The sequence below is a fragment of the Methylobacterium haplocladii genome, from assembly GCF_007992175.1.
GTDB lineage: Bacteria > Pseudomonadota > Alphaproteobacteria > Rhizobiales > Beijerinckiaceae > Methylobacterium > Methylobacterium haplocladii.
The window spans coordinates 33,225-57,482 of record NZ_BJZT01000039.1 but is presented as its reverse complement, the minus strand read 5'-3'; the positions used below and the strand labels follow the sequence as shown (position 1 = coordinate 57,482).

The window sequence follows — 24,258 nt, the reverse complement described above, 5'->3', positions numbered from 1 at the left end:
CGCTCGCCGGCACCTCATCTCAATGTCGTGCAGCATACAGTCGCGAAAGCGGAGACGGGTTAAGGGCTTAGTCCTGATCAAGCCTTAGCCGGCGATGCAGGCCGGCTCTCCCCGCAATCCTCGTTGTTCACAGCGCTCGCATCGCCGAAGCCGCCTCGCGAACGACGCGGCGCCGGCGGGCGAGACGGTGTTTCAGGAGCCCGGCCCGTCACCGCGGCTGTCCGAGGCCCTGCGTGAGAGCCGCGCGATCTCCCTGCCGAGTTCGAGCGCGACCATGTCCATCAAGATGCGCAGCCGATAGGAGCCTTGCGCGCGAGACAGGTCGCAGGCCTTCGCAATCAGGGCAGCGGCCTGTTCCAGCCGGTTCTCTTCGCTCCCGGTCATTGCTCGATTCCGCCCACCATCATGATGTGATGGCCCTGAAACGATCGCTCGCCCATTAGGCGACGTGACGCGGTCGTGGTAAAACTGGGTGTATACACACAGGCGGCGACGTCTGCCGGCTTGGCCATTCCCCGATGACTTGGGGATACCTGACGACGAGGACCACGATGCCGCGATTCTTCTTCGACGCGCGTAACGGCGTCGATGCCCGTGACGCCGAGGGCCGCGAACTGCCCGATGCAGCCGCCGCCCAACGCGCAGCCGTGACGGTCGCGGCCTCCTATGCGTCCTGCCCGGACCGCCTGATCGACGAAGGCGTGATCGTCGTCTCTGTGCGCGACGAGGCCGATTTGGTGGTCGCCACCGTGCGACTCGCCTGCCTCGTCGAGGCCGCCTGATCCGTCAGGCGTCGTCGTTCTCTGCCTGAGGCTGCAGCACCCGCTGCACCGTCTCGAGCACGGTGCCAGCCAGTTCCGCATCGGGATCGTCGCGGGTGAGGGCGTCGCGCAGCATGGCGAGGTAGCCGCCGAGACGCTCGTCGTAATGGTCCGAATCGATCGAGCGCAGCACGCTCGCCAGGAAGCCGAGCGCCATCTGGTGGGCGACCTGCCGGGCGCTCATCTCGGCCAGCCCTTCCGAGAGCGCCTTGAGGCCCTCGTCGTGGTTGCTGCTGACGGCGGCGAGCGCCGCGACCTGCTTGTCGAGATCCATGCAACACCTCTTGGACGTCCGTGGCGGATTTTGATGCATTCGCCGTCGTTCCGAATTCCGCTGCGCGGCCCCGGAACGACGGAGGAGGAGGGTCGGCCCATCTGAGCGAACCGGGCGGATTGCGGATTCTCAAGCGTCCGAGCGGCCATCCGAAAAACGCCGGAACGCCTCCAGCGTCTCGGCGCTGACATGGTGCTCGATGCCCTCCGCGTCGCGCCGGGCCGTCTCCGCGCTGACGCCGAGCGCGCACAGGAAGCGCTCGACGATGCGGTGGCGCTCGCGCGACTGCACGGCCAGCGCTTCGCCGGAGGCCGTGAGAAACACGCCGCGATAGGGGCGCTGCTGCACGAGGCCGTCCTCGGCCAGGCGCTTGAGCATCTTGGCGACGGTGGGCTGGGCCACGCCGAGCCGGGCGGCGATGTCGACCTGCCGGGCCTCGCCGCCGTCGCCGATCAGGTCGGCGATCAACTCGACGTAGTCCTCGACGAGCTCGAGCCGGCGCGCCTCGCGGGCCTGCCGAAAGCTCTCGACATGGACTTCCGGATCGATCAGCGGCCCGTCGGGCGGGGAAGACGGCGGTTCCCGCATGCTCTCGGCCGTGTCCTTGTCGTGGTCGTCTGGGGGGCTGACGATCTTTTAACCGAAGCGGAGGCGATGCGTGAATCCCGTGGCGTCGATTCCTCGCGCTTCCCTGCGACCTCGACCCCTGTTGCAAAGCTTGGGCGCATAAGTATAGCTGCTGCTATATTCGAGCCGTGTCCCGGCTTCTCTCGCGACCGACTCCCATGGACGCCCTCTTGAATCCCACCGAATCGACCCGTGGCTGGCGCTTCACCCGCGAGACGCAGGCACAGCCGAGCCTCGGCCATCTCAACGGCAGTGTGCCGGTCCTGGCCGGCGGCCATTGGCTGCGCCGGCTGATGGGCTTCATCGGGCCGGGCTACATGGTCTCGGTCGGCTACATGGACCCGGGCAACTGGGCGACGGACATCGCGGGCGGCTCGCAGTTCGGCTACACGCTGCTCGCCGTCATCCTGCTCTCGAACCTGATGGCGATCGTCCTGCAGGCGCTCGCCGCCCGGCTGGGCATCGCCACCGGCCGAGACCTCGCCCAGGCCTGCCGCGACCATTATCCGCGCCCCGTCGGCTACGCGCTCTGGCTCGCCTGCGAGACCGCGATCATCGCCTGCGACCTCGCCGAGGTGATCGGCACCGCGATTGCGCTGAAGCTTCTTTTCGGCATCCCGCTGGTCATGGGCGCGGTGATCACGGCGCTCGACGTGCTGCTCGTGCTGCTTCTGCTCCGGCGCGGGTTCCGCACCCTCGAGGCCTTCGTGATCGCGCTGCTGGCGGTGATCTTCGTCTGCTTCGGCATCCAGATCGCGCTCGCCGCGCCGCCGATCCAGGCGGTGCTCGGCGGGTTCCTCCCGTCGTCCGAGATCGTCACGAACCCGGCCGCCCTCTACATCGCCATCGGCATCATCGGCGCCACCGTGATGCCGCACAACCTCTACCTCCACTCCTCGATCGTGCAGACCCGCGCCTATCCGCGCACCGTCGAGGGCAAGCGCGAGGCCGTGCGCTTCGCGGTGGCCGACTCCACCATCGCGCTGATGCTCGCGCTCTTCGTCAACGCCTCGATCCTGATCATGGCGGCCTCCGTGTTCCATGCCGGCGGGCGCACCGAGGTGCAGGAGATCGAGCAGGCCTACGAGCTGCTCTCGCCCTTGCTCGGCGTCGGCATCGCCTCGACGCTGTTCGCCGCGGCGCTCCTCGCCTCGGGGCTGAACTCCACGGTGACCGCGACCCTCGCCGGCCAGATCGTGATGGAGGGCTTTCTCCACCTCAAGATCCCGGATTGGGCGCGCCGGCTGATCACCCGCGCCATCGCCATCGTGCCGGTGGTGATCGTCACGGCGCTCTACGGCGACCGGGGCACGGCGAAGCTCCTGGTGCTGAGCCAGGTCGTGCTCTCGATGCAGCTGCCCTTTGCGGTGATCCCGCTGGTGCAGTTCGTGTCGGATCGCTCCAAGATGGGCGCGCTGGTGATCCCGGGCTGGCTCAAGCTGTTGGCCTGGGGGATCGCGGCGGTGATCGTGGCGCTGAACGTGAAGCTGTTGTTCGAGACGATTTTCGGCTGAGAGAAGCCACAACAGCCGGCGCCCACCGATCTGGCACCCCCAACGCCCCTCACCTGAGGTGCTCGCGATGCGAACCTCGAAGGCCCCCGGACCGGTTCTCCCGGCACCCGCGCGGCGAACGGGATCAGCGGGGTCGGGTGCTTCGAGGCCTCCGCTCCGCTACGGCGCCTCAGCATGAGGGGCGGGGAGGGTGCCGGCGCGCTCGGCACTCGCTCAGCTCGGCAGTTCGCGCAAATGGGCCACGAAGTCCTGCGCGAACGGCGCCAGCGCATCGAGATCGCGAACCACGAGGGCGAGGTCGCGCGCCGCCCACGCATCCTGCAATTCCACCACGGCGATGCCGAGGCCACGGGCGGCGCGGCGGGCGGTGGTCTCCGGCACGATGCCGAGGCCGATGCCCGATTCGACGAGGCGGCAGACCGCGTCGAAGCTGCGGAGCTGGACCCGCAGCCGCATCGGCTTGCCGATCGGCGCGGCCTTGCCCGAGAGGAAGCGGGTGAGGGCGCTCGAGCGGTCGAGGCCGACGAGGTCGTGGTCGAGCACCTCGGCGAAGGCGAGGTCTTTTCGCGCACTGAGGGCATGGTTCGACGCCACCACCGCCACGAAGCGGTCGTGCCGGAACGGAAAGGTCTGCAGCGTGCCGGTGTCGACGGTGCCGGCGACGATGCCGAGATCGGCCGTGCCTTCCGCCACCAGCCCGACGATCTCGTCCGAGGTGCGCTCCTCGATGTCGACGCTGACGCCCGTGTGGAGCGCGAGATAGGCCGAGAGGGCTTCCGGCAGGAATTCGGTGAGCGCATTGGTGTTCGACAGCACCCGGATCTGCCCGACGGCGCCGCCGGCAAACACGGACAGGTCGCCCTGTAGGCGGTCGATCTCGGCGAGCAGCGTGCGGGCATGGGCGAGCAGCGTGCGCCCGGCCGGCGTCGGCACCACGCCTTGGCGGCCGCGCACCAGCAGCGCCGCCCCGAGCGACACCTCCATCGCCTTGATCCGGGCCGAGGCCGCAGCCAGCGCCAGATGCGCCCGCTCCGCCCCATGCGTGATCGAGCCGGCCTCCACGACGTGGCGGAACAGGCCGAGATCGACGATATCGAAGCGCATCATGATGAGAACCGCGGGCTGCGCGCATCCCCTCGCCCCGCAGGCTGGGAGGGGGGGATGCGCGGTGACGTTGCGACAGATCTCATCGCCCGCTCGCTCTTCGTTGATCGCGAACCCGAGCATAGCGCATTCGACACATCCTAGGCGAGCAGTCGCCGATATCCTTCGCCATTCGCGAAGGATACCACCCGAAAATCCGAATTGCGAACCGTTCCAATTTGCGGTTTGACGCGCGGTGATGAGCGCGGCGCTAACAGGGATGTGGGAGACGCACGACACGGTCGTCCTGACCGGCGGTCTGCTCGTGCTGTGCATGGGGCTGTGGGCGACCGGGCTCGTCGCCGAGATCGTCACGGCGCTGCTGTTCTTCGCCCTGGCGATGCTGCTGAAGCTCGCGCCGGCCACCACGGTGTTCTCCGGGTTCAGCTCCTCGGCGTTCTGGCTGGTGACGAGCGGCATGGTGGTGGGGCTGGCGATGAACCGGACCGGACTCGGCGCCCGGCTCGCCCGCGCGCTCAGCGACCGGCTGCCGGATTCCTATCCGGGCTTCATCGCCGGGCTGGTGGCGTTTTCGTTCCTGCTCGCCTTCGTGATGCCGTCGAATCTCGGGCGGATCGCGCTGATGATCCCGGTGGTGATGGCGATCTGCGACGCCTACGGGCTGGCGCCGGGCCGCCCGGGCCGGACCGGCGCGCTGCTCGCCTTCGGCATCGCGACGCCGATGCTCTCTGCAGCGATCCTGCCGGCGAACGTGCCGAACCTCGTCATGGCCGGCACCGCCGAGACGCTGTTCGGTATCCATCTCGCCTACCTGCCGTATCTCTGGCTGCACGCGCCGGTGCTGGCCGTGGTCAAGGGCGCGATCCTCACCCTCTGCACCGTGCTGATCTTTCCCGACCGGATCCCGGGTGGACACGCGGTGCCCGAGCCGTTGCCGCCGCTCTCGGGCCCGGAACGCCGGCTCGGCGTGATCCTGTTCGGCATGCTGGCTTTGTGGATGTCGGACGGGCTGCACCACATCCCGCCGGCCTGGATCGGGCTCGCGGCGGCGGTGATCGTGATGCTGCCGCGGGTCGGCGTCCTGCCGGCCGACGCATTCGGGCAGGTGCCGTTGAAGACCTGCTTCTACGTGGCGGCCCTGTTCGGGCTGACGGCGGTGGTCAACGAGACCGGGCTCGGCCGCGACATCGGCCACGCGCTCCTCGCCGTCGCGCCCCTGGAGCCGGGCCATCTCGCAAAGAACCTCGCGACGCTGACCGGCATCGCCGTCGGCTTCCTGTTCGCGGCCACCGCCAACGGCGCGCCGGCGCTCTACACGGCGCTCGCCGGCGAACTCGCGCAGGCGAGCGGGCTCGACCTGATGACCGTGGTGATGGCGCAGGTGGTGGGCTACTCGACGATCCTGCTGCCCTATCAGGCACCGCCGATCATCATGTCGATGGAGCTCGGCCGCGTCTCCCTCGCCGACGCCACGCGGCTGACGCTGGCCAGCGGCTTCGTCTCCCTCGTGATCGCCGCGCCGCTCGCCTTCCTGTGGTGGCGGCTGATCGGGAGGTTGCCGTGATCGGCCAAAGGTACGGAGCCGCAGGGCGGGGCGTCGTCTTGCCGCTTGCCGCGCCGCACACTACGCCCTCTCTTTAGACACACTCCAGATCCGCGCATCTCGAGGACCCAACATGGCGCCCCCCGCCCGCCCGATCGTCGCCCCGCCGCTCTCGCCCCATCTCCAGATCTACCGCTGGACCTGGACCATGGCGATGTCGGTGTTCCACCGCATCACCGGCACCGCGCTCTACGGCGGCACGGCGCTCGTCGCGATCTGGCTGGTGGCGCTCGCCTCCGGTCCGCGCGCCTACGACGCGGTGGCGTGGTTCTTCGGCTCGTGGATCGGGCTCGCGATCCTGTTCGCCTATACCTGGGTGCTGCTGCACCACATGCTCGGGGGGCTCCGCCACTTCGTCTGGGACACGGGCTACGGCTACGACAAGAGCCAGCGCCTGGGGCTCGCCCGCCTGACGCTGATCGGCTCGGTGGCGCTCACCATCGTCGTCTGGGCGCTCGCCCTCCTGCTGCACTGAGGCGCGCCATGGCCGACCTGAAGCAAACCTCGATCCGCACGCCGCGCGCCAAGGTCAAAGGCCTCGGTGCCTCGGGGCACGGTGCCGAACATTTCTGGATGCAGCGCCTCACCGGTGCGGCCAACGCCGTACTGTTGATCGCCTTCGTGGTGATCATCGCGAAGATGTGGGGCCGGCCCTATCCGGAGGCCGTCGCGCTGGTGGCGAACCCGATCGTCGCGATCGTCCTGCTCCTCGCCGTGGTGTCCGTCGCGATCCACATGCGGCTCGGCATGCAGACCGTGATCGAGGACTACGTCCACGACACCGGGCTCAAGTTCGCGGCGCTCACCGCCAACACCTTCTACGCGGTCGTGGTGGCCGCCGCCTGCCTCTACGCGATTCTTCGCGTGGGGCTCGGCGGCCTCGCCGCCTGACGTCTGACATCACGGGGATTCCGATGGCTGCCAACGGATCGAACGGGAGCGCCGCTCCCGCCTACACCATCATCGACCACAGCTTCGATGTGGTGATCGTCGGCGCCGGCGGCGCGGGCCTGCGCGCCACGGTGGGCTGTAGCCAGGCGGGCCTGCGCACGGCCTGCATCTCCAAGGTGTTTCCGACGCGTTCGCACACGGTGGCGGCGCAGGGCGGTATCTCGGCCTCGCTCGGCAACATGGGGCCGGACGACTGGCGCTGGCACATGTACGACACCGTGAAGGGATCGGACTGGCTCGGCGACCAGGACGCCATCGAATACCTCGTCCGCAATGCCCCCGCCGCCGTCTACGAGCTCGAGCACTGGGGCGTACCCTTCTCCCGAACGGAAGAAGGCAAGATCTACCAGCGGCCGTTCGGCGGCATGACCACCGATTACGGCAAGGGCACCGCGCAACGCACCTGCGCCGCCGCCGACCGCACCGGCCACGCCATGCTCCACACGCTCTACGGGCAGGCGGTGAAGAACCAGACCGAGTTCTTCATCGAGTACTTCGCCCTCGACCTGATCATGGACGAGGACGGCCGCTGCCGCGGCGTCATCGCGCTGGATCAGGCCACCGGCGAGATCCACCGCTTCCGCGCCTCGATGGTGATCCTCGCCACCGGCGGCTACGGCCGCGCCTATTTCTCGGCGACCTCCGCCCACACCTGCACCGGCGACGGCAACGCCATGGTGCTGCGCGCCGGCCTGCCGCTGCAGGACATGGAGTTCGTGCAGTTCCATCCCACCGGCATCTACGGCGCCGGCTGCCTCATCACCGAGGGCTCACGCGGCGAGGGCGGCTATCTCACCAATTCCGAGGGCGAACGCTTCATGGAGCGCTATGCGCCCTCCGCGAAGGACCTCGCCTCGCGCGACGTGGTCTCGCGCTCGATGACGCTGGAGATCCGCGAGGGCCGAGGCGTCGGCCGGGAGAAGGACCACATCTTCCTCCACCTCGACCATCTCGACCCGAAGATCCTGCACGAGCGTCTGCCCGGCATCTCCGAGAGCGCGCGGATCTTCGCCGGCGTCGACGTCACCCGGGAGCCGATCCCGGTGCTGCCGACGGTGCATTACAACATGGGCGGCATCCCCACGAACTACCACGGCGAGGTGCTGACCCTGAAGAACGGCAACCCGGACACGGTGGTGCCGGGCCTGATGGCGCTCGGCGAAGCGGCCTGCGTCTCGGTGCACGGTGCCAACCGGCTCGGCTCCAACTCGCTGATCGACCTCGTGGTGTTCGGCCGTGCCGCCGGCCTGCGCTGCGCCGAGATTGTCGAGAAGGGCGCGCGTCAGCCGGAACTGCCGAAGGGCTCCGCCGACAAGGCGCTCGCCCGGCTCGACCGCTTCCGCCACGCCGATGGCGGCACGCCGACGGCGAAGCTCCGCGACGAGATGCAGCGTACGATGCAGAACAATTGCGCCGTGTTCCGCACCGGCGAGGTGCTGGAGGAGGGCCGGGGCCTGATCGGCAAGGTCTTCAAGAACGTCGCCGACATCGGCATCACCGACCGCTCGCTGATCTGGAACACCGACCTCTTGGAGACGCTCGAATTCGACAACCTGATCGGGCAGGCCGTCGTCACCATGGAATCGGCGGCCAACCGCACCGAATCCCGTGGTGCCCATGCCCGCGAGGATTATGCCGACCGCAACGACAAGGATTGGATGAAGCACACCCTGTCGTGGCTCGACGAAACCTCGGGCAAGGTCTCGATCGACTACCGGCCGGTGCATGCCTACACGATGTCGAACGAGATTCAGTATATCGAGCCGAAAGCTCGGGTGTATTGATCGAATTTTTGCAATGAATTCCTTTATACTTCATCCATACCGTCGAATGAGAGCCGTCTGAGTCATGGCCCAATTCACTCTTCCCAAGAACTCGCAGATCAGCGAAGGCAAGACCTGGCCCGCGCCGCAGGGCGCAAAAAATCTCCAGGTCTTCCGGATCTATCGCTGGAATCCCGACGACGGGCAGAACCCGCGCATCGACACCTATCATGTCGACCGCGACGATTGCGGGCCGATGGTCCTCGACGCGCTGTTGTGGATCAAGAACAAGGTCGACGCGACGCTGGTCTTCCGCCGCTCCTGCCGCGAGGGCATCTGCGGCTCCTGCGCCATGAACATCGAGGGTCAGAACGCGCTCGCCTGCACCATCGGCATCGACGAGTGCCGCAAGCCGGACAACGCCCTGCCGCTGCTCACCCGCAAGGACAAGGACGGCGCGGTGCGGATCTACCCGCTGCCGCACATGCCGGTGATCAAGGACCTCGTGCCGGACCTCACCAACTTCTACGCGCAGCACGCCTCGATCGAGCCCTGGCTCCAGACCGAGACGCTCGCCCCCGAGAAGGAGTGGCGGCAGACCCCGGAGGACCGGACCAAGCTCGACGGGCTCTACGAGTGCATCCTGTGTGCCTGCTGCACCACGTCCTGCCCCAGCTACTGGTGGAACGGTGACAAGTTCCTGGGACCGGCAGCCCTGCTCCAGGCCTATCGCTGGCTGATCGACAGCCGCGACGAGAACACCGGCGAGCGCCTCGACGGCCTGCACGACCCGTTCCGGCTCTACCGCTGCCACACGATCATGAACTGCGCCAACACCTGCCCGAAGAACCTCAACCCGGCCAAGGCCATCGCCGAGATCAAGAAGATGATGGTCGAGCGCGCGGTTTGAGTGTGTGGCCCTCGACGCTGATGCGCCGAGGGCCGTCCGCCGCATGAGCGGCGGCGCGCAGTCGCGCTTGCCGACGGCCGGTGGCCGTCGGTTGGGCGGGCCGGGTCGTAATGCGGCAGCCGCGCCACACCGAGGGGAAAAGGCCGGGGCTCCCGGCTATTCACAGGTGCGCCTGAGCGGTCTGCCTTGCGGCAAGCGCAATTGGCGGCGACGCAACGGTCCAACCTCGGCCGTATGGGAATCGTGTATCGATGCCGCGTCAGCTCCTGTCGACTGCCGCACTTCTCGCGCTCGCCTTGGGACTTGGAGCCTGCGGCTCGGGGCGCTTCGACGGGCCGTCCGCCCGCACGCCCCGGCTCCAGCCTTCACCCGAGCCCTATGCGGCTGCGCCCTCCGGCGCCGTGACGAGCGCGCCGCTGGCGCCGCCGCCCGGCGCCACGGCCGAGCCGCTCGGTGCCGGCATCGTCGCGTCGGCCGCGCCGCCCGTCGTCTCGGAGCCCGTATTGCCGCCGACGCCTCCGCCCGTCGTCGCCACCGGCCGCTCCTCCGTGGTCGGCGGCTGGAACGCCACCGACGCGAACGGCAGCTGCCGGGTCTCGCTGTCGAGCACGCCGGCCCTCGACCTCTACCGGGCCACCACCTCGGGCTGCGCCAACAAGGACCTCGCCAAGGTCTCGGCCTGGGATTTTCGCGATGGCGAAGTCTATCTCTACCAGCCCGGCGGCACCGTCGCCGCCCGCCTGAAGCAGGCTTCGGGCTCGCTGGACGGCGCTCTCTCGAAGTCGGGCGCGGCGCTGACATTGGCGCGCTGAAGGGGAGGCCCTCGCTCATGAGCGAGGGCACCCTCACGGGTTGATGCGCATCCCGAGCAGGAAAATGTTGTCGTTGAAGCTCGAGCTGGCCACGCTGCTGGTGATCTGCTGGTAGACGTAGCTGCCGCGGAGCGTCAGCCAGCGGTTGAAGCGATAGTCGACCCGGGCGAGGGCCGAGAAACCGCGCTCCCTGATCGAGACGCCCTGATAGTTGCTGCTGAGATAGGCCCCCCCAACGGTGATCGCGAGGTTGCGCAGCAGGTCGTGCTGCACTTCCAGCGTCGCGGCATCGGTGAAGACGCCGCTGGAGCCGGGTACCGAGGTCTCGATCACGCCGGTCTGCTGGCTGAAGCGCACGGTTGTCAGCGGGCTGGCCTGCCAGATGAGCGCTGCGTTGAGGATCGGCGCCGTGATCGAGCGCAGGGCCCGGTCGACGTAGTCGCGGCGCTGCAGGCCGGCCGAGACCTCGGCCGAGACGAAGCGCGTCAGGTTGATCGCGGCACCGGCGCTGAAGCCGGCGCCGTCCGAATCCCGGCGGTAGCCGGATTGGTCGACCGGCGTGTCGTAGATGCGCGTGTCGAGCAGCACCTCGACGAAAGGCGTGATCACCGGCGAGATCTCGTAGCCGGCGCGCAGGCGCACGCCGTATTGGTTGGCGTTGCGGTCGCTCTGGATCAGCGTGGTGCCGTTCTGGAGCTGCGCGTCGTCGAAGACCTGGCGGTCGATCGAGCCGCGCAGCGTCAGCTGGAGGCGGTTGAAGGATTCCGTGACGCCGGCGGAGGCGCCATAGGTGGCGAAGATCGGGCGGCTCGTGGCCGCCGCGCCGACATCGGGGCTGCCGGTGCGCTGCGTGTCGACGAGGAAGCGGGTTTCCAGGTCGATGCGGGTGTCGCGGCTGACGTCGACGCGCATCCGCGTGATGCCGGAGGCGTTCGGCCGGCTCGCCATGTCGTTGTCGGGAAACGCGCTGTAGCCCGCGCGGAGCTCGCCCGAGAGCTCGCTCGACGACCAGTCGCTGCGGAAGCCGAGTTCGGCATCGCTGCGGAGCGCCAGCGAGCCCTTGGCGGCGTTGGCCGTGGTCTGGTCGGGGTTGCTGTCGTAGCCGATGCCCTGGGTGAAGGCCGGCAGGAAGGTCATGGTGCCGAGCTTGATCCCGAGCGGCGCATAGGCCGGATCGGCCTCGTCGGGCCGCCGGAAACCGGTCGCGCCGAGAAGCAGCCGGCCGGGACTGCTCAAGCCCAGCAGGGGGATCGCCGTCGGCAGCGGCACCGAGAGCGGCAAGGGCACGCCGGAGACGGTGGGCTGGATCACGGGGCTGAGACGCAGATCGGTGACGAAGCCCTGCGTGCGGGTGCGGGTCAGGATCCGGGTCGGGACGCCATAGCGGCGCGGCGGGGCCGCGCGCTGGCGCAGCAGGCTCGGCGGCGCACCGGCACCGCGTGTCCCGGTGAGGCCGGAGACCGGCGACCCGGCGGTGCGGAAGCGCGGCAGCCGGGCCACGCTCTGGTCGTCCGAGATGCCACCGGCGGCCTCGCCCGAGCCCGGGCTTCCCCCAAGCAGGGACGCGTTGCCCAGGCTGCCGTTCCGGAGCGCAGGCAATCCGTTCTGGGCGTTGTCGAGGCCGAAGCGGTCGGAGGCGCGCTTCTTCGCGAGCGGGCTACCCGCCTCGAAGGCGGGCGCGCCCGTGTCCTGGTCGGTCGACTGCGCGCGGGCCGCTCCACCGAGCAGGCCGGTGAGGGCCGTGCCGGCGAGGAGAAGCGCGAGCCGCCGCTTCGCGACCTGCCGTCTCCGCGCTCCTGCGATGGGCCGCTCGCCTGTCACGGGTGGACGTCGCTCCGTCGGCCTGAAGGGCAGGGCGGTTCGAGGCGGGCGGCCCCTGCCGCCGGCCCTTCGGCGAACCGTGGTTAACGGAGCTAAACCGAACGTAGTTAATGGCCGGTCAACGGGTGCCCCGGAGCGCCGCCGGCCCCGGCCAGCCTGGCGCGCGAAAGTCGCTTGGTTCCAATTGGATCGTGCGCGCGTTAGGTTTGCCGGAGCACGGTCCTTGCTCCCGAGAGGCGGGACGCCGTCCCCCCCGCATTGGAGCCAGACCCCGCCGATCATGCCGCTGACCGTCACCTACGATATCCTCGACCAGACCGACGGGCGCTTCGGCGTCGTCGCCACGATGGCGCCCGACAGGATCTACCGCCGCGACGATCTGGCGACGCTGGCCGAGGTTGAGGAGTGGATCGAGGGCCTGCGCGCTCTGATGGCCGCCTGCGGAGCCCCTGTGGTGCGCGCCGTTGCCGAACCTTCGAAAACCGCACCGGCCGGCCTCGGCCGCACGCATCCGCGCTCCTTTTCGAAGTAAGCCATCGCACCCGCGGAGCCGCCGCGTGCGGTCTTGCCGGAAGGTCCCGAGTACTGTGCCGAAATAGCCCGAGCCCCTCCGCCTGCGTTCATCGTCCGCTCAGAATGTTACGGGCATTCACTTGAGGTGGCACAAGAGCAAGGGCTTTTCGCGATCGTGACAGCAACCGCCATCCGCGCCCCGCAGATCTTATCCGAGGTCGAACCTCAGGTAAGAGTTCCCGTCCCCGCGACGATCCGCGAACATCTGCGCGTGCCACTGCAGGATTACTTCGCGCTGCCGCGGGACGAGGGGATGCCGGCGCGGCTCGCCGGGCTGCTCTCGGCCTTCGAGACGGCGCTCGCTTCGCGCGGCGAGTCGGTGACGGACGAGTTCCGCGACGGGCTGATGCGGGCGCTGCCGGCGCTGCGCACCTTCGCGCTCTCGCTGACGGGCGACGCCACCCGGGCCGACGACCTCGTTCAGGAAACGATGCTGAAGGCCTGGATGAACCACCACCGCTTCGAGCCGGGCACGCGGCTGATCGCGTGGCTGTTCACCATCCAGCGCAACCTGTTCTATTCCGAGATCCGCAAGCGCAAGCGCGAGGTCGAGGATGCCGACGGTGTCCACGCCGCCGGATTGACGGCGCTCGCCGTCCAGGACGACGCGATTGCGCTGAAGAGCCTCTACGGCAAGCTCGAGCGTTTGCCCGCGACCCAGCGCGACGCGCTACTCCTCGTCGGCGCCGAGGGCTTCACCTACGAGGAGGCCGCCGCGATCCTGAACTGCCGGGTCGGCACGGTGAAAAGCCGGGTCAGCCGGGCGCGGACCCAGCTCGCCGACCTCATGGGCGAGAGCCGCTACGACGAAGAAGCCATGGCGTCGTAAGGCGAGGCCAGACGGCGCTCACTCCCCGTCGAGGCCTTCCGTCTCCAGGAAGCCTTCGAGCCAGTGGATGTCGTAGAGGCCGTTCTGGACGTCGGCGTTGCGCACCAGGGTGCGGAACAGCGGCAGGGTGGTGTCGACGCCGTCGACCACGAACTCGTCCAGCGCCCGGCGCAGGCGCATCAGGCACTCGTTGCGGGTGCGGCCGTGGACGATCAGCTTGCCGATCAGCGAGTCGTAGTGCGGCGGGATGCGGTAGCCCTGGAAGACCGCGGAATCGACGCGGACGCCCAGGCCGCCCGGCGGGTGGAAATAGGTGATCAGGCCGGGCGACGGCCGGAAGGTCGAGGGATGCTCGGCGTTGATCCGGCATTCGATGGCGTGGCCGTTCACGTGGATGTCGGACTGAGCCACCGAGAGCGCGCTGCCCGCGGCGACCCGGATCTGCTCGTTCACGAGGTCGATGCCGGTGATCATCTCGGTGACCGGATGCTCGACCTGGATCCGGGTGTTCATCTCGATGAAGTAGAAGCGGCCGTCCTCGTAGAGGAACTCGATGGTGCCGGCGCCGAGATAGCTCAGCTCCTGCATGGCCCTGGCGCAGATGCCGCCGATCTCGGCGCGCATCTCGGCGTTGAGCGCGGGCGACCCGCCCTCTTCCCAGACCTTCTGGTGGCGGCGCTGCAGGGAGCAGTCGCGCTCGGCGAGATGCACGGCGTTGCCGCGGCCGTCGCCGAGGATCTGAACCTCGATGTGGCGCGGGTTCGTGAGGTACTTTTCGAGATAGACGGCGTCGTCGCCGAAGGCGGCCTTGGCCTCAGTGCGGGCCATGTCGAGGGCCTGTTCGAGGTCGGCCTCGGTGCGGGCGACCTTCATGCCGCGACCGCCGCCGCCCGACGCCGCCTTGACCAGCACCGGATAGCCGATCTCGGCGGCGACGCGCTTCGCCTCGTCGGTGTCGGTGACGCCGCCCTCGGAGCCCGGCACGCAGGGGATGCCGAGGCGCTTGGCCGTGCGCTTCGCCTCGATCTTGTCGCCCATAGTGCGGATGTGCTCGGCCTTGGGGCCGATGAAGCCGATGTTGTGGTGCCCGAGCACCTCGGCGAAGCGGGCGTTCTCCGAGAGGAAACCGTAGCCCGGATGCACGGCGTCCGCCCCCGTGATCTCGCAGGCGGCGATGATCGAGGGGATGTTGAGGTAGCTGTCGCGCGCGGCCGGCGGCCCGATGCAGACGCTCTCGTCGGCGAGCCGCACGTGCATCGCGTCGGCGTCGGCCGTCGAGTGGACCGCGACGGTGGCGATCCCGAGCTCCTTGGCCGCCCGCAGGATGCGCAGTGCGATCTCGCCGCGGTTGGCGATCAGGATCTTGTCGAACATGTTTTCCGGCTTACTCGATCACAAGAAGGGCTTCGCCGAATTCCACCGGCGTGCCGTCTTCCACGAAGATCGCCGTGACGGTGCCGGCGCGGGGCGCCACGATGTCGTTGAAGGTCTTCATCGCCTCGATGAGCAGCACCCGGTCGCCGGCGGCGACCTTGGAGCCGACATCGATGAAGGGCTTGGCCTCGGGCGACGGACGCAGATAGGCGGTGCCGACCATCGGCGAGGGCACGGCGCCGGGATGGGCCGCGCTCTTGGCGGGAGTCGCGGGCGTACCGGGGGCCGAGGCGGCGACCGCCACGGGCGGCGGAGCGGCGGCGGCGAGGGGGGCGGGCGCCACCTGCACGGCGATCTGCTCGATCTTGCGGGCGACGCGGATGCGCAGGTCGCCCTTCTCGACCTCGATCTCGGTGAGATCCGTCTCGGCGACCATCTTGGCGAGTTCGCGCACGAGGTCGGGATCGAAGGGTTCGTTCTTGGCCATCGCCTGCCGTCTTATGCGTCGGGGGAGGGGGGCTGACGCCCCGATAAGAGATGCGCCAGCGCGTCGAGCCCGGCGCGGTAGCTGTAGGCGCCGAAGCCGCAGATCACCCCGGCACAGACCGGCGCGATGAGCGAGACATGGCGGAAATCTTCACGGGCATGCACGTTCGAGAGGTGGATCTCGACCGCCGTGACCCCCGCGCCCACGATCGCGTCGCGAAGCGCGATCGAGCTGTGGGTGTAGGCGGCCGCATTGATCAGCACGCCCGCCCCCGCCGCCCCGGCTTCCTGGACGAACGTCACCAGCTCGCCCTCGTGGTTGGTCTGCCGGAAGGTCAGCGACACCCCAAGCTCCCCGGCGCGCGCCAGGGAATCCCGCTCGATCTCGGCGAGCGTCGCCGAGCCGTAGATGCCCGGCTCGCGGCGGCCGAGCAGGTTCAGGTTCGGCCCGTTGAGGACGTGGATCGCGCGCATGGACCTCAGGCTAAGGCAACCGGCCTCGAGCCGGCCGGGACGGGGCCGGTCTTAAACGACCGGCGAAGGCTGCGACAAGGGGACACGCGACCGTGCCCCCGGTCACGCTCAGCAACTGGCGTGGCCGCACTGGCGCACGTCGCTGATCGTCTTCTTCATCGGCTCGACGCCGACGGCGCCGGGCAGGATCTCGTCGCCGATGATGAAGGCCGGCGTGCCCGACAGGCTGAGCTTGTCGCCCAGCGCCATGTTTTCGGCGAGCGCCGCCTTCACCTCGGGGCCGGCGGCGTCCTTCTTCAGCTTCTCGAGATCGAGGCCGAACTCCTTGGCGACGGCCATGGCGCGCTCCGCGTTGATGCGGCCCTTGCTCTCCAGCAGCTTCACGTGGAAGTCGAACATCTTGTCGCCCTTGAGCTGCTGCTTGGCGGCGAGCGCGATCTTGCTGGCCTCGACCGACTCGTTGCCGAGGACGGGGAAGTCCTTGAGCACGACCTTCAGCTTCGGGTCGGCCTTCATCAGCGTCTGGACGTCGGTCAGCGCCTTGCGGCAATAGCCGCAATTGTAGTCGAAGAACTCGACCAAGGTGACGTCGCCCGCCGGGTTGCCGGCCGTGACGCTGTGCGGGGAATCGATCAGCGTGCCGGTGGCCTCCTTGAGGGCGGCGGCCTGTGCGAGCTTCTGGGTCTCCTGCTGGCGGCGCTCGCCCTCGGCGACGGCCTCCTGCAGCACCTCGGGGTTCTTCACGAGGTAGTCCTTGACGATGGCCTCGATGCCCTTGCGCTGCGCGTCGGTGAACGGCGCGGCCTCCTCGGCCGACACGGACGAGGCGGCGCCGAGGGCCACGGCGAGGGTGAGGGCAAGCGCGGAGACGGAGCGGAGCAGGGGCATCGATGTCCTCGAAGCGTTCGGGGGCGGGCCTCGCAACGGGCGGGGAGGCGGCGCGCTCTGAAGCGTGCGGTAACCACGGGGTTAGGCGTTTTCGCGGCGTGTGGTCAAATCCCGGACGCGTCTGCGGATTCGCCGCCGTCGGAGGCCCGTTGCGATGTCCGAAGCTTCGATCGAACGCCTGCGCCGGATCTGCCTCGCCTTGCCGGAGGCGACGGAGAAGCCGGCCTGGGATGCCCCGACCTTCCGCGTGCGCGACCGGATCTTCGCGATGCCGCGCGACCGCGACGGCCGGCCCTCGGTCTGGATGAAGGCCCCGCCGCACGCCCAGGAGATCCTGATCGGCGCGGACCCGGAGCGCTTCTTCGCCCCGCCCTATGTCGGCCCCAAGGGCTGGGTCGGCATGCGGCTCGACGCGGGGCCGGACTGGGAGGAGGTGAGGGCGCTGGTGACCCGGAGCTATCGGCTGATCGCGCCGAAGCGGTTGGCGGCGAGGGTGACGGAGGTGGACGGCGCCGACATCTCGGCGACATCCGGATCGAACCGCTGATGCGGCTGTCGTTCCGGGGCTCGCCGAAGGCGAGAACCCGGAATCCAGAACCGCCGCCAGCCCCGAATGTGGGATTCCGGCGCTTCGTATAGCAATCGTCGGCGGTTCTGGATCCCGGGTTCGCCTTCGGCGCCCCGGGATGACGAACAGACGTGAACCCTTGCCACCACGGCCATTCCGCCCGATCGAGACCGGATGACCGACTCCCAAAAAATCTCACGCCGGGCACAGGCGGTGGCGCCGTTCCTGGCGATGGACGTGATGGCGGCGGCGGCGGCCAAGGCGCGGGCGGGCGACAGCGTGATCCGCATGGAGGTCGGCCAGCCCTCGGCCCCTGCCCCGCGGGCGGTGATCGCGGCGGCGCAAGCGGCGCTGGCCGACGGCCGGGTGCCGTACACGGAGGCGCTCGGCATGCCGGCTTTGCGCGCGCGCATCGCCCGTCACTACGCCGAGACCTACGGCGTCGCGGTGCCGCCGGAGCGGGTCGTCGTGACCACGGGCTCGTCGGCCGGTTTCGTGCTCGCCTTCCTGGCGCTGTTCGATGCCGGGGCGCGGGTGGCGGTGCCGCAGCCGGGCTATCCGGCCTATCGGAGCATCCTGCATGCCCTCGACCTCGTGCCGGTGCCGCTGGTGTTGCGTCGGGCCGACCGCTTCGCGCCGACGAGCGCCCTGATCCGCGAGGCTGGCGACCTCGACGGCGTGCTGGTGATGAGCCCGGCCAACCCCTCCGGAACGGTGATCGCGCCGGACCGCCTCGCCGATCTCTGCGCCACCACGAAGGCGCTCGGCCTGCCCTTCGTCTCCGACGAGATCTATCACGGGCTCAGCTACGGCGTGCCCACCGCCACCGCCCTGCAGTTCGACGCGGACGCGGTCGTCATCAACTCGTTCTCGAAGTTCTACTGCATGACCGGCTGGCGCGTCGGCTGGATGGTGGTGCCCGAGGCGCTCGTCCGCCCGATCGAGCGGTTGGCCCAGAACCTCTACATCTCGGCGCCCTACCTCTCGCAGGTGGCGGCGCTCGCCGCCTTCGACACACTCGACGCCATGGGCGCGATCCGCGACGGCTATGCCGAAAACCGAAACATTCTGCTCGACGCGCTGCCGGGCCTCGGTCTCGGCGAGACCCATCCCGCGGACGGCGCCTTCTATCTCTATGCCGATGTCGGCCGTTTCACGGACGACGCCACGGCCTTCTGCAGACGGATGCTCGACGAGGCGGGGGTGGCGGCGACGCCGGGGCTCGATTTCGATCCGGCGGAAGGCCACCACCACGTGCGGTTCTCGTTCGCCGGGTCGAAGGGCGACTGCGTCGAGGCGGTGCGGCGGCTGCGGGCTTGGCTGGGCTGACGGTCACTCGGACGGACGTCCGCCCGCGATCCGCGCCCTCGCCTCGCCTGGAAGAGCCGCGATCCAGGCCTCCTCGTCGCCCGGTTCAGGCAGGACATGGCCGAATTCGGCCATGCAGCGGGCGGGCAGTTCGGCGATGTAGATCCAGATGGCGTGACGCGGCAGCCCCGACGCCTCGGCCGCGTCCGCGATCAGCCGAGCCACCAGCCTGTCCCGTTCGCGGGCGCTGCGGCCGGCGCGGATCTCGCCGCGGATGAAGAGCGTCGACCCGTCGAGCGGACGGCCGCCGACGAAGAACCCGCCCACGGCGACGTCGCAGAATACGACTTGGGCGAAGCCCGCCGCAGCGCCGGTCACCTCGGAATGGGCGAGGGTGATCGCCGCCGCGAGACCCGCTCGACGGTCGGGGTCGAGGCCACCGGCGGGGGAGGTGCAGGTATAGGTCGGCATGAAGGCTCTCCGGCGGGCTCTCCCGGAGAGATGGACCGGTGAACGGCCGGGGTCGAGACCCCGGCCGTGCCGGCTCAGGCAGCCAAGCGGCGCGTCGCGCCATCGCCGCTGATCCGGACGGCTTCGGTGCAGGCGGCGTCGAAGGCGGTGAAGGCGGCAGAGGCGGCTTCCCAGTCCGAGGCGCGCACGCGCTCCAGGAAGACCCGGGCCTGCCGTCCGGCCTCGTCGAGGTTGTTGCGAAGGGCGCCGTCGAGCCCGGATTCTACGGTGATGTCGGAACCGGGGCGGATGGCGGACGCGGCGTCGGGCGGCGCGAGGCCGACGAGGATGGCGGCGAGGCCGCGCTTCCAGGCGGCGAGGTCGGCGGGCAGGCGGGCGACGAGCGTGCCGGCCTTGTCCGCTTCGTCACCGATCAGCAGGGTGCGGCTCGTCGTCTCCAGGTCGACGAGGCGAGCGATCGCGGCAGCGATCTCGGTACGGGCCTTGGCGGTGCCGGTGGCGATGCGCTCGACGCTCGACGAGATCTCGCCGGTGGCCTGCTGCTGCTGGTCCATGACGTCGGCGAGCGCGCGCATCTCGGCTGCGGCCTCGGCCACGGCGCCGCTCTCGGATTCCACGCGGAGATTGGCGCGCTGCACGGCGCCGGCGCCGGCGGCGACGGCTTCGCGGGTATGGGCGACGGTGTCGCGCATGGTCGCGAGTTCGCCGCGCAGGCCGTCGAGGCGGGTGCGGATCTCTTCGGTCGCCTTGGCGGTCTGGCCGGACAGGGCCTTCACCTCGCCGGCGACCACGGCGAAGCCGCGGCCGGCTTCGCCCGCGCGGGCCGCCTCGATGGTGGCGTTGAGCGCCAGCAGGTTGGTCTGGGCGGAGATGCTGGCGATGGCGGTGGCCATCTCCTCGATCTGAGAGGCCGCGCGCTCGAAGGCGGTGAGGCAGCCGGCGATCTTGGCCGAATGGGTCTCGATGGCGCCCATGCGGGCGCCGGCCTGTCCGATATCGCTGGCGCAGTCACCGATCCCGGCACGGGCGCGTTCGGCGGTGGCGGCAGCCCTCTGCGAGCGTGCTGCGATCTCTGCGGTCGAGACAGCGACCTCCTCGCTCGCGGCGGCGATGGTGCGAGCCTGATCGGCGATCTGGGCGGCGTCGTGGGTGATCCAGCCGATCGCGGTGCCGGCCTCGGAGGCGTCGGCGGCGATGCAGGCCTGGCGGCGCAGGAGGTCCAAGTCCACGGCCGGTACGGGCTCCGCGACCACCGCCGGCTCGGCGGGCGACACGACCGCAGAGGCAGTTACGGCGTCCATGCTGACGCGAGGTTTGCGGAATCGTCCGAGCATGATTCTGGCGTCTCCCGTCGGCCGGAGAAACCAGCTCGACAGCGCCTATCGTTAAACCACAGATGCAAAGCGCTGGTTAACGCAACTTGCTTGGAAGCCTCCGGCAATAGCCGGCGCGTGTTGCGTCGCGAAAGCAATGCCGGGAGCCAAGTTCATGCATATGCATGAGGCTCCAGTGCAGAGGGCGGTCCGATACTTGTGCGACGGGATGCCGGCGATCAAACGAAGCCGGCGAACCGAATGTCTCGGTGCGACGGCTTCCAAGTCTCCCATGTCCTGATGCCGAACCGGGATCCGGTTCGGCAGGAGGGCTTACTCGCCGGTGAGGGCGGCCTTGGTGCGCGACCACCAGCCAGCCCGCTTCGGACGGTCCGGATCGATCGGCGTCAGGACCACGGCGACCGGCTCGGGCGCGGGCTGAGGTGCGAAGGCCGGCTGCGGCTCGGCCTCCGGAGCGGCTGGGGCGGGATCGACCGGCAGATCGACGGCATCCTGGATCGGAGCGTCGGCCTTGGCGGCCGGTTCTGCGGCGGCTTCGTGGGCCGCAGGCTCCCGAGCCACCGGATCCTGGGCAGCCTCGGCGGACACGGCCATGACCGTCTCGGCACTGACCGGCTCCTCGGCGGAGACGGCGACATCGCCGGACTCGGATTCTTCCGATCCGCTCTCGTCGCCCCGGTCGGAGCGGCCACGTCCGCCGCGCTCGCGCTCGCGGCCACGACCACCCCGGCGGCCACGGCGGCGGCGGCGTCCCGCGCCGTCGCCATCACCGTCGGCCGAGGCGGTCTCGTCGCCCTCGGCCTGCGCCGCGACCTCGGAATCGCCACCCTCGTCGGAACCGGCCTCGGCCCCGGCCTCGTCGGAGGATTCGCCGGACTCGTCCGATTCGTCGCCCTCGCGGCCGTTCTCCTCGTCCGTGCCGGTGCGTCCGCCACGACGGCGACGGCGACGGCGGCGGCGACGGCCGTTCTCGTCGGTCGATTCATCACTGGCTTCGCGGGTCTCCGGGCCGTCCTTCGCCTCGGTCTCGACCTCGATCTCCTCGACGGCCTCGTCCTCGATCTCGTCCTCCTCGGCCTCGTAGACCGGGGAGATGGCGGTCGCGCGCACGCCCGTCACCGGCCCCGCCGCCTTCACGGCGAGTTCGCCGCGCTCCAGCTGGTAGGGCGAGCTCGCCACGAGACGATCGTCGGCGGCGATGGTGACGGTGACGCCGAAGCGCGTCTCCAGTTCGTGCAGGTGGGCTCGCTTCTGGTTGAGGATGTAGAGGCAGGCCTCCGTGCGGGTGCGCAGCACGAGGTTGTGGGTCGCGCTCTTGACCAGCGCCTCCTCGATCGAGCGCAGGGTGTGCAGCGCCACAGAGGAGGTGGCGCGCACGTAGCCCGAGCCGCCGCAATGCGGGCACTGGATCGACGAGGATTCCAGCACGCCGGTGCGGATGCGCTGCCGGCTCATCTCGAGCAGGCCGAAGGGCGAGATCCGGCCAACCTGGATGCGGGCGCGGTCGTCCTTGAGGGCTTCGTTGAGGCGCTTCTCGACGGCGCGGTTGTTGCGCTTCTCCTCCATGTCGATGAAGTCGATCACGACGAGCCCGGCGAGATCGCGCAGGCGCACCTGACGGGCGACTTCGTCGGCGGCCTCGAGGTTCGTCTTGAGCGCGGTGTCCTCGATGTCGTGCTCGCGGGTGGCGCGCCCGGAATTCACGTCCACCGAGACCAGCGCCTCGGTCGGGTTGATCACCAGGTAGCCGCCCGAGCGCAGGGTGACGTGGGTCGAGAACATCGCGTCGAGCTGCTGCTCGATGCCGTAGCGGGTGAAGATCGGCGTCGCCTCGGTGTAGGGCTTCACCACCTTCGAGGAGGCGGGCATCAGCATCCGCATGAAATCCTTGGCCTCGCGGTAGGCGTCGGCGCCCGCGACCAGGACCTCCTCGAGCTCCTTGTTGTAGAGATCGCGGATCGCCCGCTTGATCAGCGAGCCCTCCTCGTAGACCAGCGCCGGCGCGGTCGAGGACAGGGTCAGCGCGCGCACGCTCTCCCAGAGCCGCATCAGGTACTCGAAGTCGCGCTTGATCTCGGGCTTGGTGCGCGAGGCGCCGGCCGTGCGCAGGATGATGCCCATGCCCTCGGGCACGTCGAGATCGGCCACGACCTCCTTGAGGCGCTTGCGGTCGGCCGCCGAGGTGATCTTTCGCGAGATGCCGCCGCCGCGGCCGGTATTCGGCATCAAGACGGAGTAGCGGCCGGCGAGGGAGAGGTAGGTGGTGAGCGCCGCGCCCTTGGTGCCGCGCTCTTCCTTGACGACCTGGACCAGGATGATCTGGCGGCGCTTGATCACCTCCTGGATCTTGTAGTGGCGGCGATAGGCGCGGGGACGCTCGGGCAGTTCAGCCATCGCGTCGCCGGCGCCGCCGGTCTGCGCGACGCGGGGCTCGCCGTCCTCGTCAACGGCGTCGTCATCCTCGTCCGAATCGTCGTCGTCTTCGTCGTCCTCCAAATCCTCGTCGGAATCGTCCTCCTCGTCCTCATCCGCGTCGTCGTCGTGCTCGTCCTCCTCAGAGGACTCTGCGTCGGCGACGTGCGCGTCGGACGCGGCTTCGGCCGGCGCCGTGGCGACGACGGGCTCGCCCTCGGATTCGACCGGATGCGGAGCCTCGGAGATCGCGGCGACGTCCGCCGGCTCCGACGACGTCTCGGCAGCTTTCGTCTCGGCGGGCGAGTCCTCGGTGCGGTCGGCAGCGTCGAGGACGCCGGGCGGCAGTTCCGACGCGTCGTCACTGACGGAAGGCTCCTGCGCCGTCGCCTCGGGACCTACCTCGGCGATGTCATGCTCCCCGGAGGCCGACGCGTGCTCGTCCTCGGCGCTGACCGACTCGTCGGTCTTGGCGGAGGCGGCCTCGGCGCGGCGACCGCGCGGACGACGACCCCGCGAGCGGCGCTCCTCGCGCTCGTGGTGCTCTTCCTCCTCCTGACGCTCCGCCTCGATCAGGGCGAGGCGGTCGGCCATCGGGATCTGATAATAGTCGGGATGGATCTCGCTGAAGGCGAGGAAGCCGTGGCGGTTGCCGCCGTATTCGACGAAGGCGGCCTGGAGCGAGGGCTCCACCCGCGTCACCTTGGCGAGGTAGATGTTGCCGCGTAAGGGGCGGCGACTGGCGGACTCGAAATCGAACTCTTCGACCCTAGACCCGTGGACCGTGACGACCCGGGTCTCCTCCGGGTGCATCGCGTCGATAAGCATCTTGTTGGTGTTGGCCATGACGAACTTTCGGCATGGCGGCAGACGGAGCACACCTCGGACCTTGCCGTCCCGGCGGTGCCTTCCGCGGCCGTGAGGCCGGAACGGGGAGGGCGCCTGTCGGGCTCGTCGCCGTGGCCTGGAGGCTCTGGGGCGAGAGGCATCGGGGAAGGGGTTTGCCGTCAACCGCCGCTCGGCGCCGATGATCGGCGCCCCTGGGGTTGAACATGGCCGGCGGGAGGGAGGAGACGGCGCGACGCGACGGGCGTGCGCGGGCGGCACGAGCAACGGCAACCGGTGCTGTGTGTCCCCCCATCCCTTCCGGCCTCACGAAGATTCTTGACCGGTCATCCCGGCCGCATGTCACGCGAAAACAGGTGCGGCGGGAGAAATCCCCGTCGCGCTTGCCGACACCGATCCGGCCTCGAAACATGTCCGAATATCACCACGAGGAGCCGGCCGCGAAAGGCACGCGAGGGGGCTTTCCGCGTCCGAAGGCCGCAAGAATGACCTTCG

General features: G+C 69.4%; 24 protein-coding genes. 12 read left to right on the top strand and 12 right to left on the bottom strand.

Going from position 1 to position 24,258, the window contains the following annotated elements:
* Positions 1–192: 192 nt before the first annotated feature.
* A complete protein-coding gene (locus tag MHA02_RS17845) occupies positions 193–384 on the bottom strand; it encodes a hypothetical protein (protein ID WP_147081206.1) in 192 nt (63 codons plus the stop codon).
* A gap of 167 nt (positions 385–551) precedes the next feature.
* Here MHA02_RS17845 and MHA02_RS17840 point away from each other — a divergent pair, with 167 nt between their 5' ends.
* Positions 552–782: a DUF6894 family protein gene (locus MHA02_RS17840; protein ID WP_147081205.1), complete on the top strand. Its 231-nt coding sequence runs from the start codon at positions 552–554 to the stop codon at positions 780–782.
* Positions 783–786: 4 nt separating this feature from the next.
* On the opposite strand, the gene MHA02_RS17835 is transcribed toward MHA02_RS17840, so the two are convergent.
* Both MHA02_RS17835 and mntR read right to left on the bottom strand, forming a co-directional pair.
* On the bottom strand, positions 787–1,095 hold the full coding sequence (locus MHA02_RS17835; RefSeq protein ID WP_147081204.1) for a hypothetical protein: 309 nt from the start codon (positions 1,093–1,095) through the stop codon (positions 787–789).
* Positions 1,096–1,224: 129 nt separating this feature from the next.
* On the bottom strand, positions 1,225–1,683 hold the full coding sequence (gene mntR, locus MHA02_RS17830) for a manganese-binding transcriptional regulator MntR (RefSeq protein ID WP_147081203.1): 459 nt from the start codon (positions 1,681–1,683) through the stop codon (positions 1,225–1,227).
* A 197-nt stretch (positions 1,684–1,880) separates the two neighbouring features.
* Between mntR and MHA02_RS17825 the strand changes: the two genes are divergently transcribed.
* Positions 1,881–3,236 carry an Nramp family divalent metal transporter gene (locus MHA02_RS17825; protein ID WP_147081201.1) on the top strand — a complete coding sequence of 452 codons (1,356 nt, stop codon included), beginning with the start codon at positions 1,881–1,883 and terminating at the stop codon, positions 3,234–3,236.
* A 213-nt stretch (positions 3,237–3,449) separates the two neighbouring features.
* Here the strand turns inward: MHA02_RS17825 and MHA02_RS17820 are convergent, their stop codons facing one another.
* Positions 3,450–4,340: a LysR family transcriptional regulator gene (locus tag MHA02_RS17820; RefSeq protein ID WP_147081257.1), complete on the bottom strand. Its 891-nt coding sequence runs from the start codon at positions 4,338–4,340 to the stop codon at positions 3,450–3,452.
* Between the two features lie 238 nt (positions 4,341–4,578).
* Between MHA02_RS17820 and MHA02_RS17815 the strand changes: the two genes are divergently transcribed.
* The 6 genes from MHA02_RS17815 (at position 4,579) to MHA02_RS17790 (ending at position 10,379) form a co-directional block, all read left to right on the top strand.
* Positions 4,579–5,904, top strand: coding sequence for an SLC13 family permease (locus MHA02_RS17815; RefSeq protein ID WP_147081200.1), 1,326 nt, complete (start codon positions 4,579–4,581; stop codon positions 5,902–5,904).
* Between the two features lie 112 nt (positions 5,905–6,016).
* Positions 6,017–6,418, top strand: a complete 402-nt coding sequence (gene sdhC, locus MHA02_RS17810) for a succinate dehydrogenase, cytochrome b556 subunit (RefSeq protein WP_147081198.1) — start codon at positions 6,017–6,019, stop codon at positions 6,416–6,418.
* Positions 6,419–6,426: 8 nt separating this feature from the next.
* The gene (gene sdhD, locus MHA02_RS17805; protein WP_147081196.1) at positions 6,427–6,834 is read left to right on the top strand and encodes a succinate dehydrogenase, hydrophobic membrane anchor protein; all 408 of its coding nucleotides are present in this window, start codon (positions 6,427–6,429) and stop codon (positions 6,832–6,834) included.
* 23 nt (positions 6,835–6,857) lie between these two features.
* Positions 6,858–8,678: a succinate dehydrogenase flavoprotein subunit gene (sdhA, locus tag MHA02_RS17800; RefSeq protein ID WP_147081194.1), complete on the top strand. Its 1,821-nt coding sequence runs from the start codon at positions 6,858–6,860 to the stop codon at positions 8,676–8,678.
* 64 nt (positions 8,679–8,742) lie between these two features.
* Positions 8,743–9,567 carry a succinate dehydrogenase iron-sulfur subunit gene (locus tag MHA02_RS17795; RefSeq protein ID WP_147081192.1) on the top strand — a complete coding sequence of 275 codons (825 nt, stop codon included), beginning with the start codon at positions 8,743–8,745 and terminating at the stop codon, positions 9,565–9,567.
* A 251-nt stretch (positions 9,568–9,818) separates the two neighbouring features.
* Positions 9,819–10,379, top strand: a complete 561-nt coding sequence (locus MHA02_RS17790; RefSeq protein ID WP_147081190.1) for an AprI/Inh family metalloprotease inhibitor — start codon at positions 9,819–9,821, stop codon at positions 10,377–10,379.
* A 33-nt stretch (positions 10,380–10,412) separates the two neighbouring features.
* Here MHA02_RS17790 and MHA02_RS17785 read toward each other — a convergent pair whose 3' ends face one another.
* Entirely contained in the window at positions 10,413–12,200 is a 1,788-nt protein-coding gene (locus MHA02_RS17785; protein WP_238180201.1) for an outer membrane beta-barrel protein, read from the bottom strand.
* A 223-nt stretch (positions 12,201–12,423) separates the two neighbouring features.
* On the opposite strand from MHA02_RS17785, the gene MHA02_RS17780 reads away from it, so the two are divergent.
* Positions 12,424–12,732 carry a hypothetical protein gene (locus MHA02_RS17780; protein ID WP_238180202.1) on the top strand — a complete coding sequence of 103 codons (309 nt, stop codon included), beginning with the start codon at positions 12,424–12,426 and terminating at the stop codon, positions 12,730–12,732.
* A 156-nt stretch (positions 12,733–12,888) separates the two neighbouring features.
* On the top strand, positions 12,889–13,602 hold the full coding sequence (locus tag MHA02_RS17775; RefSeq protein WP_373318340.1) for a sigma-70 family RNA polymerase sigma factor: 714 nt from the start codon (positions 12,889–12,891) through the stop codon (positions 13,600–13,602).
* Between the two features lie 18 nt (positions 13,603–13,620).
* Here the strand turns inward: MHA02_RS17775 and accC are convergent, their stop codons facing one another.
* The 4 genes from accC to MHA02_RS17755 form a co-directional block, all read right to left on the bottom strand.
* Complete coding sequence (accC, locus tag MHA02_RS17770; protein WP_147081187.1) at positions 13,621–14,976, bottom strand: acetyl-CoA carboxylase biotin carboxylase subunit; 1,356 nt, start codon at positions 14,974–14,976, stop codon at positions 13,621–13,623.
* A gap of 10 nt (positions 14,977–14,986) precedes the next feature.
* Positions 14,987–15,463 (bottom strand): acetyl-CoA carboxylase biotin carboxyl carrier protein, encoded by a 477-nt coding sequence (gene accB / locus MHA02_RS17765; RefSeq protein ID WP_147081185.1) that lies wholly within the window; start codon positions 15,461–15,463, stop codon positions 14,987–14,989.
* Positions 15,464–15,474: 11 nt separating this feature from the next.
* Entirely contained in the window at positions 15,475–15,936 is a 462-nt protein-coding gene (gene aroQ / locus MHA02_RS17760; RefSeq protein ID WP_147081183.1) for a type II 3-dehydroquinate dehydratase, read from the bottom strand.
* Between the two features lie 108 nt (positions 15,937–16,044).
* Positions 16,045–16,824, bottom strand: a complete 780-nt coding sequence (locus tag MHA02_RS17755; RefSeq protein WP_147081181.1) for a DsbA family protein — start codon at positions 16,822–16,824, stop codon at positions 16,045–16,047.
* Between the two features lie 154 nt (positions 16,825–16,978).
* Here MHA02_RS17755 and MHA02_RS17750 point away from each other — a divergent pair, with 154 nt between their 5' ends.
* Positions 16,979–17,371 (top strand): MmcQ/YjbR family DNA-binding protein, encoded by a 393-nt coding sequence (locus MHA02_RS17750; RefSeq protein WP_147081179.1) that lies wholly within the window; start codon positions 16,979–16,981, stop codon positions 17,369–17,371.
* Between the two features lie 195 nt (positions 17,372–17,566).
* The gene (locus tag MHA02_RS17745; protein ID WP_147081177.1) at positions 17,567–18,721 is read left to right on the top strand and encodes an aminotransferase class I/II-fold pyridoxal phosphate-dependent enzyme; all 1,155 of its coding nucleotides are present in this window, start codon (positions 17,567–17,569) and stop codon (positions 18,719–18,721) included.
* A gap of 3 nt (positions 18,722–18,724) precedes the next feature.
* Here the strand turns inward: MHA02_RS17745 and MHA02_RS17740 are convergent, their stop codons facing one another.
* The 3 genes from MHA02_RS17740 to MHA02_RS17730 all read right to left on the bottom strand — a co-directional run bounded on the left by MHA02_RS17740 (position 18,725) and on the right by MHA02_RS17730 (position 23,763).
* A complete protein-coding gene (locus tag MHA02_RS17740; RefSeq protein ID WP_147081175.1) occupies positions 18,725–19,171 on the bottom strand; it encodes a tautomerase family protein in 447 nt (148 codons plus the stop codon).
* 74 nt (positions 19,172–19,245) lie between these two features.
* Positions 19,246–20,505, bottom strand: coding sequence for a methyl-accepting chemotaxis protein (locus MHA02_RS17735; RefSeq protein ID WP_147081173.1), 1,260 nt, complete (start codon positions 20,503–20,505; stop codon positions 19,246–19,248).
* A 312-nt stretch (positions 20,506–20,817) separates the two neighbouring features.
* Entirely contained in the window at positions 20,818–23,763 is a 2,946-nt protein-coding gene (locus tag MHA02_RS17730; RefSeq protein WP_147081171.1) for an Rne/Rng family ribonuclease, read from the bottom strand.
* Positions 23,764–24,258: the final 495 nt, after the last annotated feature.

What these genes read in the sequence shown, in the direction of transcription:
- MHA02_RS17845 (WP_147081206.1), bottom strand. Translation starts at nt 384, where the DNA reads ATGACCGGGAGCGAAGAGAACCGGCTGGAACAGGCCGCTGCCCTGATT.
- MHA02_RS17840 (WP_147081205.1), top strand. Translation starts at nt 552, where the DNA reads ATGCCGCGATTCTTCTTCGACGCGCGTAACGGCGTCGATGCCCGTGAC.
- MHA02_RS17835 (WP_147081204.1), bottom strand. Translation starts at nt 1,095, where the DNA reads ATGGATCTCGACAAGCAGGTCGCGGCGCTCGCCGCCGTCAGCAGCAAC.
- mntR (WP_147081203.1), bottom strand. Translation starts at nt 1,683, where the DNA reads ATGCGGGAACCGCCGTCTTCCCCGCCCGACGGGCCGCTGATCGATCCG.
- MHA02_RS17825 (WP_147081201.1), top strand. Translation starts at nt 1,881, where the DNA reads ATGGACGCCCTCTTGAATCCCACCGAATCGACCCGTGGCTGGCGCTTC.
- MHA02_RS17820 (WP_147081257.1), bottom strand. Translation starts at nt 4,340, where the DNA reads ATGCGCTTCGATATCGTCGATCTCGGCCTGTTCCGCCACGTCGTGGAG.
- MHA02_RS17815 (WP_147081200.1), top strand. Translation starts at nt 4,579, where the DNA reads ATGAGCGCGGCGCTAACAGGGATGTGGGAGACGCACGACACGGTCGTC.
- sdhC (WP_147081198.1), top strand. Translation starts at nt 6,017, where the DNA reads ATGGCGCCCCCCGCCCGCCCGATCGTCGCCCCGCCGCTCTCGCCCCAT.
- sdhD (WP_147081196.1), top strand. Translation starts at nt 6,427, where the DNA reads ATGGCCGACCTGAAGCAAACCTCGATCCGCACGCCGCGCGCCAAGGTC.
- sdhA (WP_147081194.1), top strand. Translation starts at nt 6,858, where the DNA reads ATGGCTGCCAACGGATCGAACGGGAGCGCCGCTCCCGCCTACACCATC.
- MHA02_RS17795 (WP_147081192.1), top strand. Translation starts at nt 8,743, where the DNA reads ATGGCCCAATTCACTCTTCCCAAGAACTCGCAGATCAGCGAAGGCAAG.
- MHA02_RS17790 (WP_147081190.1), top strand. Translation starts at nt 9,819, where the DNA reads ATGCCGCGTCAGCTCCTGTCGACTGCCGCACTTCTCGCGCTCGCCTTG.
- accC (WP_147081187.1), bottom strand. Translation starts at nt 14,976, where the DNA reads ATGTTCGACAAGATCCTGATCGCCAACCGCGGCGAGATCGCACTGCGC.
- accB (WP_147081185.1), bottom strand. Translation starts at nt 15,463, where the DNA reads ATGGCCAAGAACGAACCCTTCGATCCCGACCTCGTGCGCGAACTCGCC.
- aroQ (WP_147081183.1), bottom strand. Translation starts at nt 15,936, where the DNA reads ATGCGCGCGATCCACGTCCTCAACGGGCCGAACCTGAACCTGCTCGGC.
- MHA02_RS17755 (WP_147081181.1), bottom strand. Translation starts at nt 16,824, where the DNA reads ATGCCCCTGCTCCGCTCCGTCTCCGCGCTTGCCCTCACCCTCGCCGTG.
- MHA02_RS17750 (WP_147081179.1), top strand. Translation starts at nt 16,979, where the DNA reads ATGTCCGAAGCTTCGATCGAACGCCTGCGCCGGATCTGCCTCGCCTTG.
- MHA02_RS17745 (WP_147081177.1), top strand. Translation starts at nt 17,567, where the DNA reads ATGACCGACTCCCAAAAAATCTCACGCCGGGCACAGGCGGTGGCGCCG.
- MHA02_RS17740 (WP_147081175.1), bottom strand. Translation starts at nt 19,171, where the DNA reads ATGCCGACCTATACCTGCACCTCCCCCGCCGGTGGCCTCGACCCCGAC.
- MHA02_RS17735 (WP_147081173.1), bottom strand. Translation starts at nt 20,505, where the DNA reads ATGCTCGGACGATTCCGCAAACCTCGCGTCAGCATGGACGCCGTAACT.
- MHA02_RS17730 (WP_147081171.1), bottom strand. Translation starts at nt 23,763, where the DNA reads ATGGCCAACACCAACAAGATGCTTATCGACGCGATGCACCCGGAGGAG.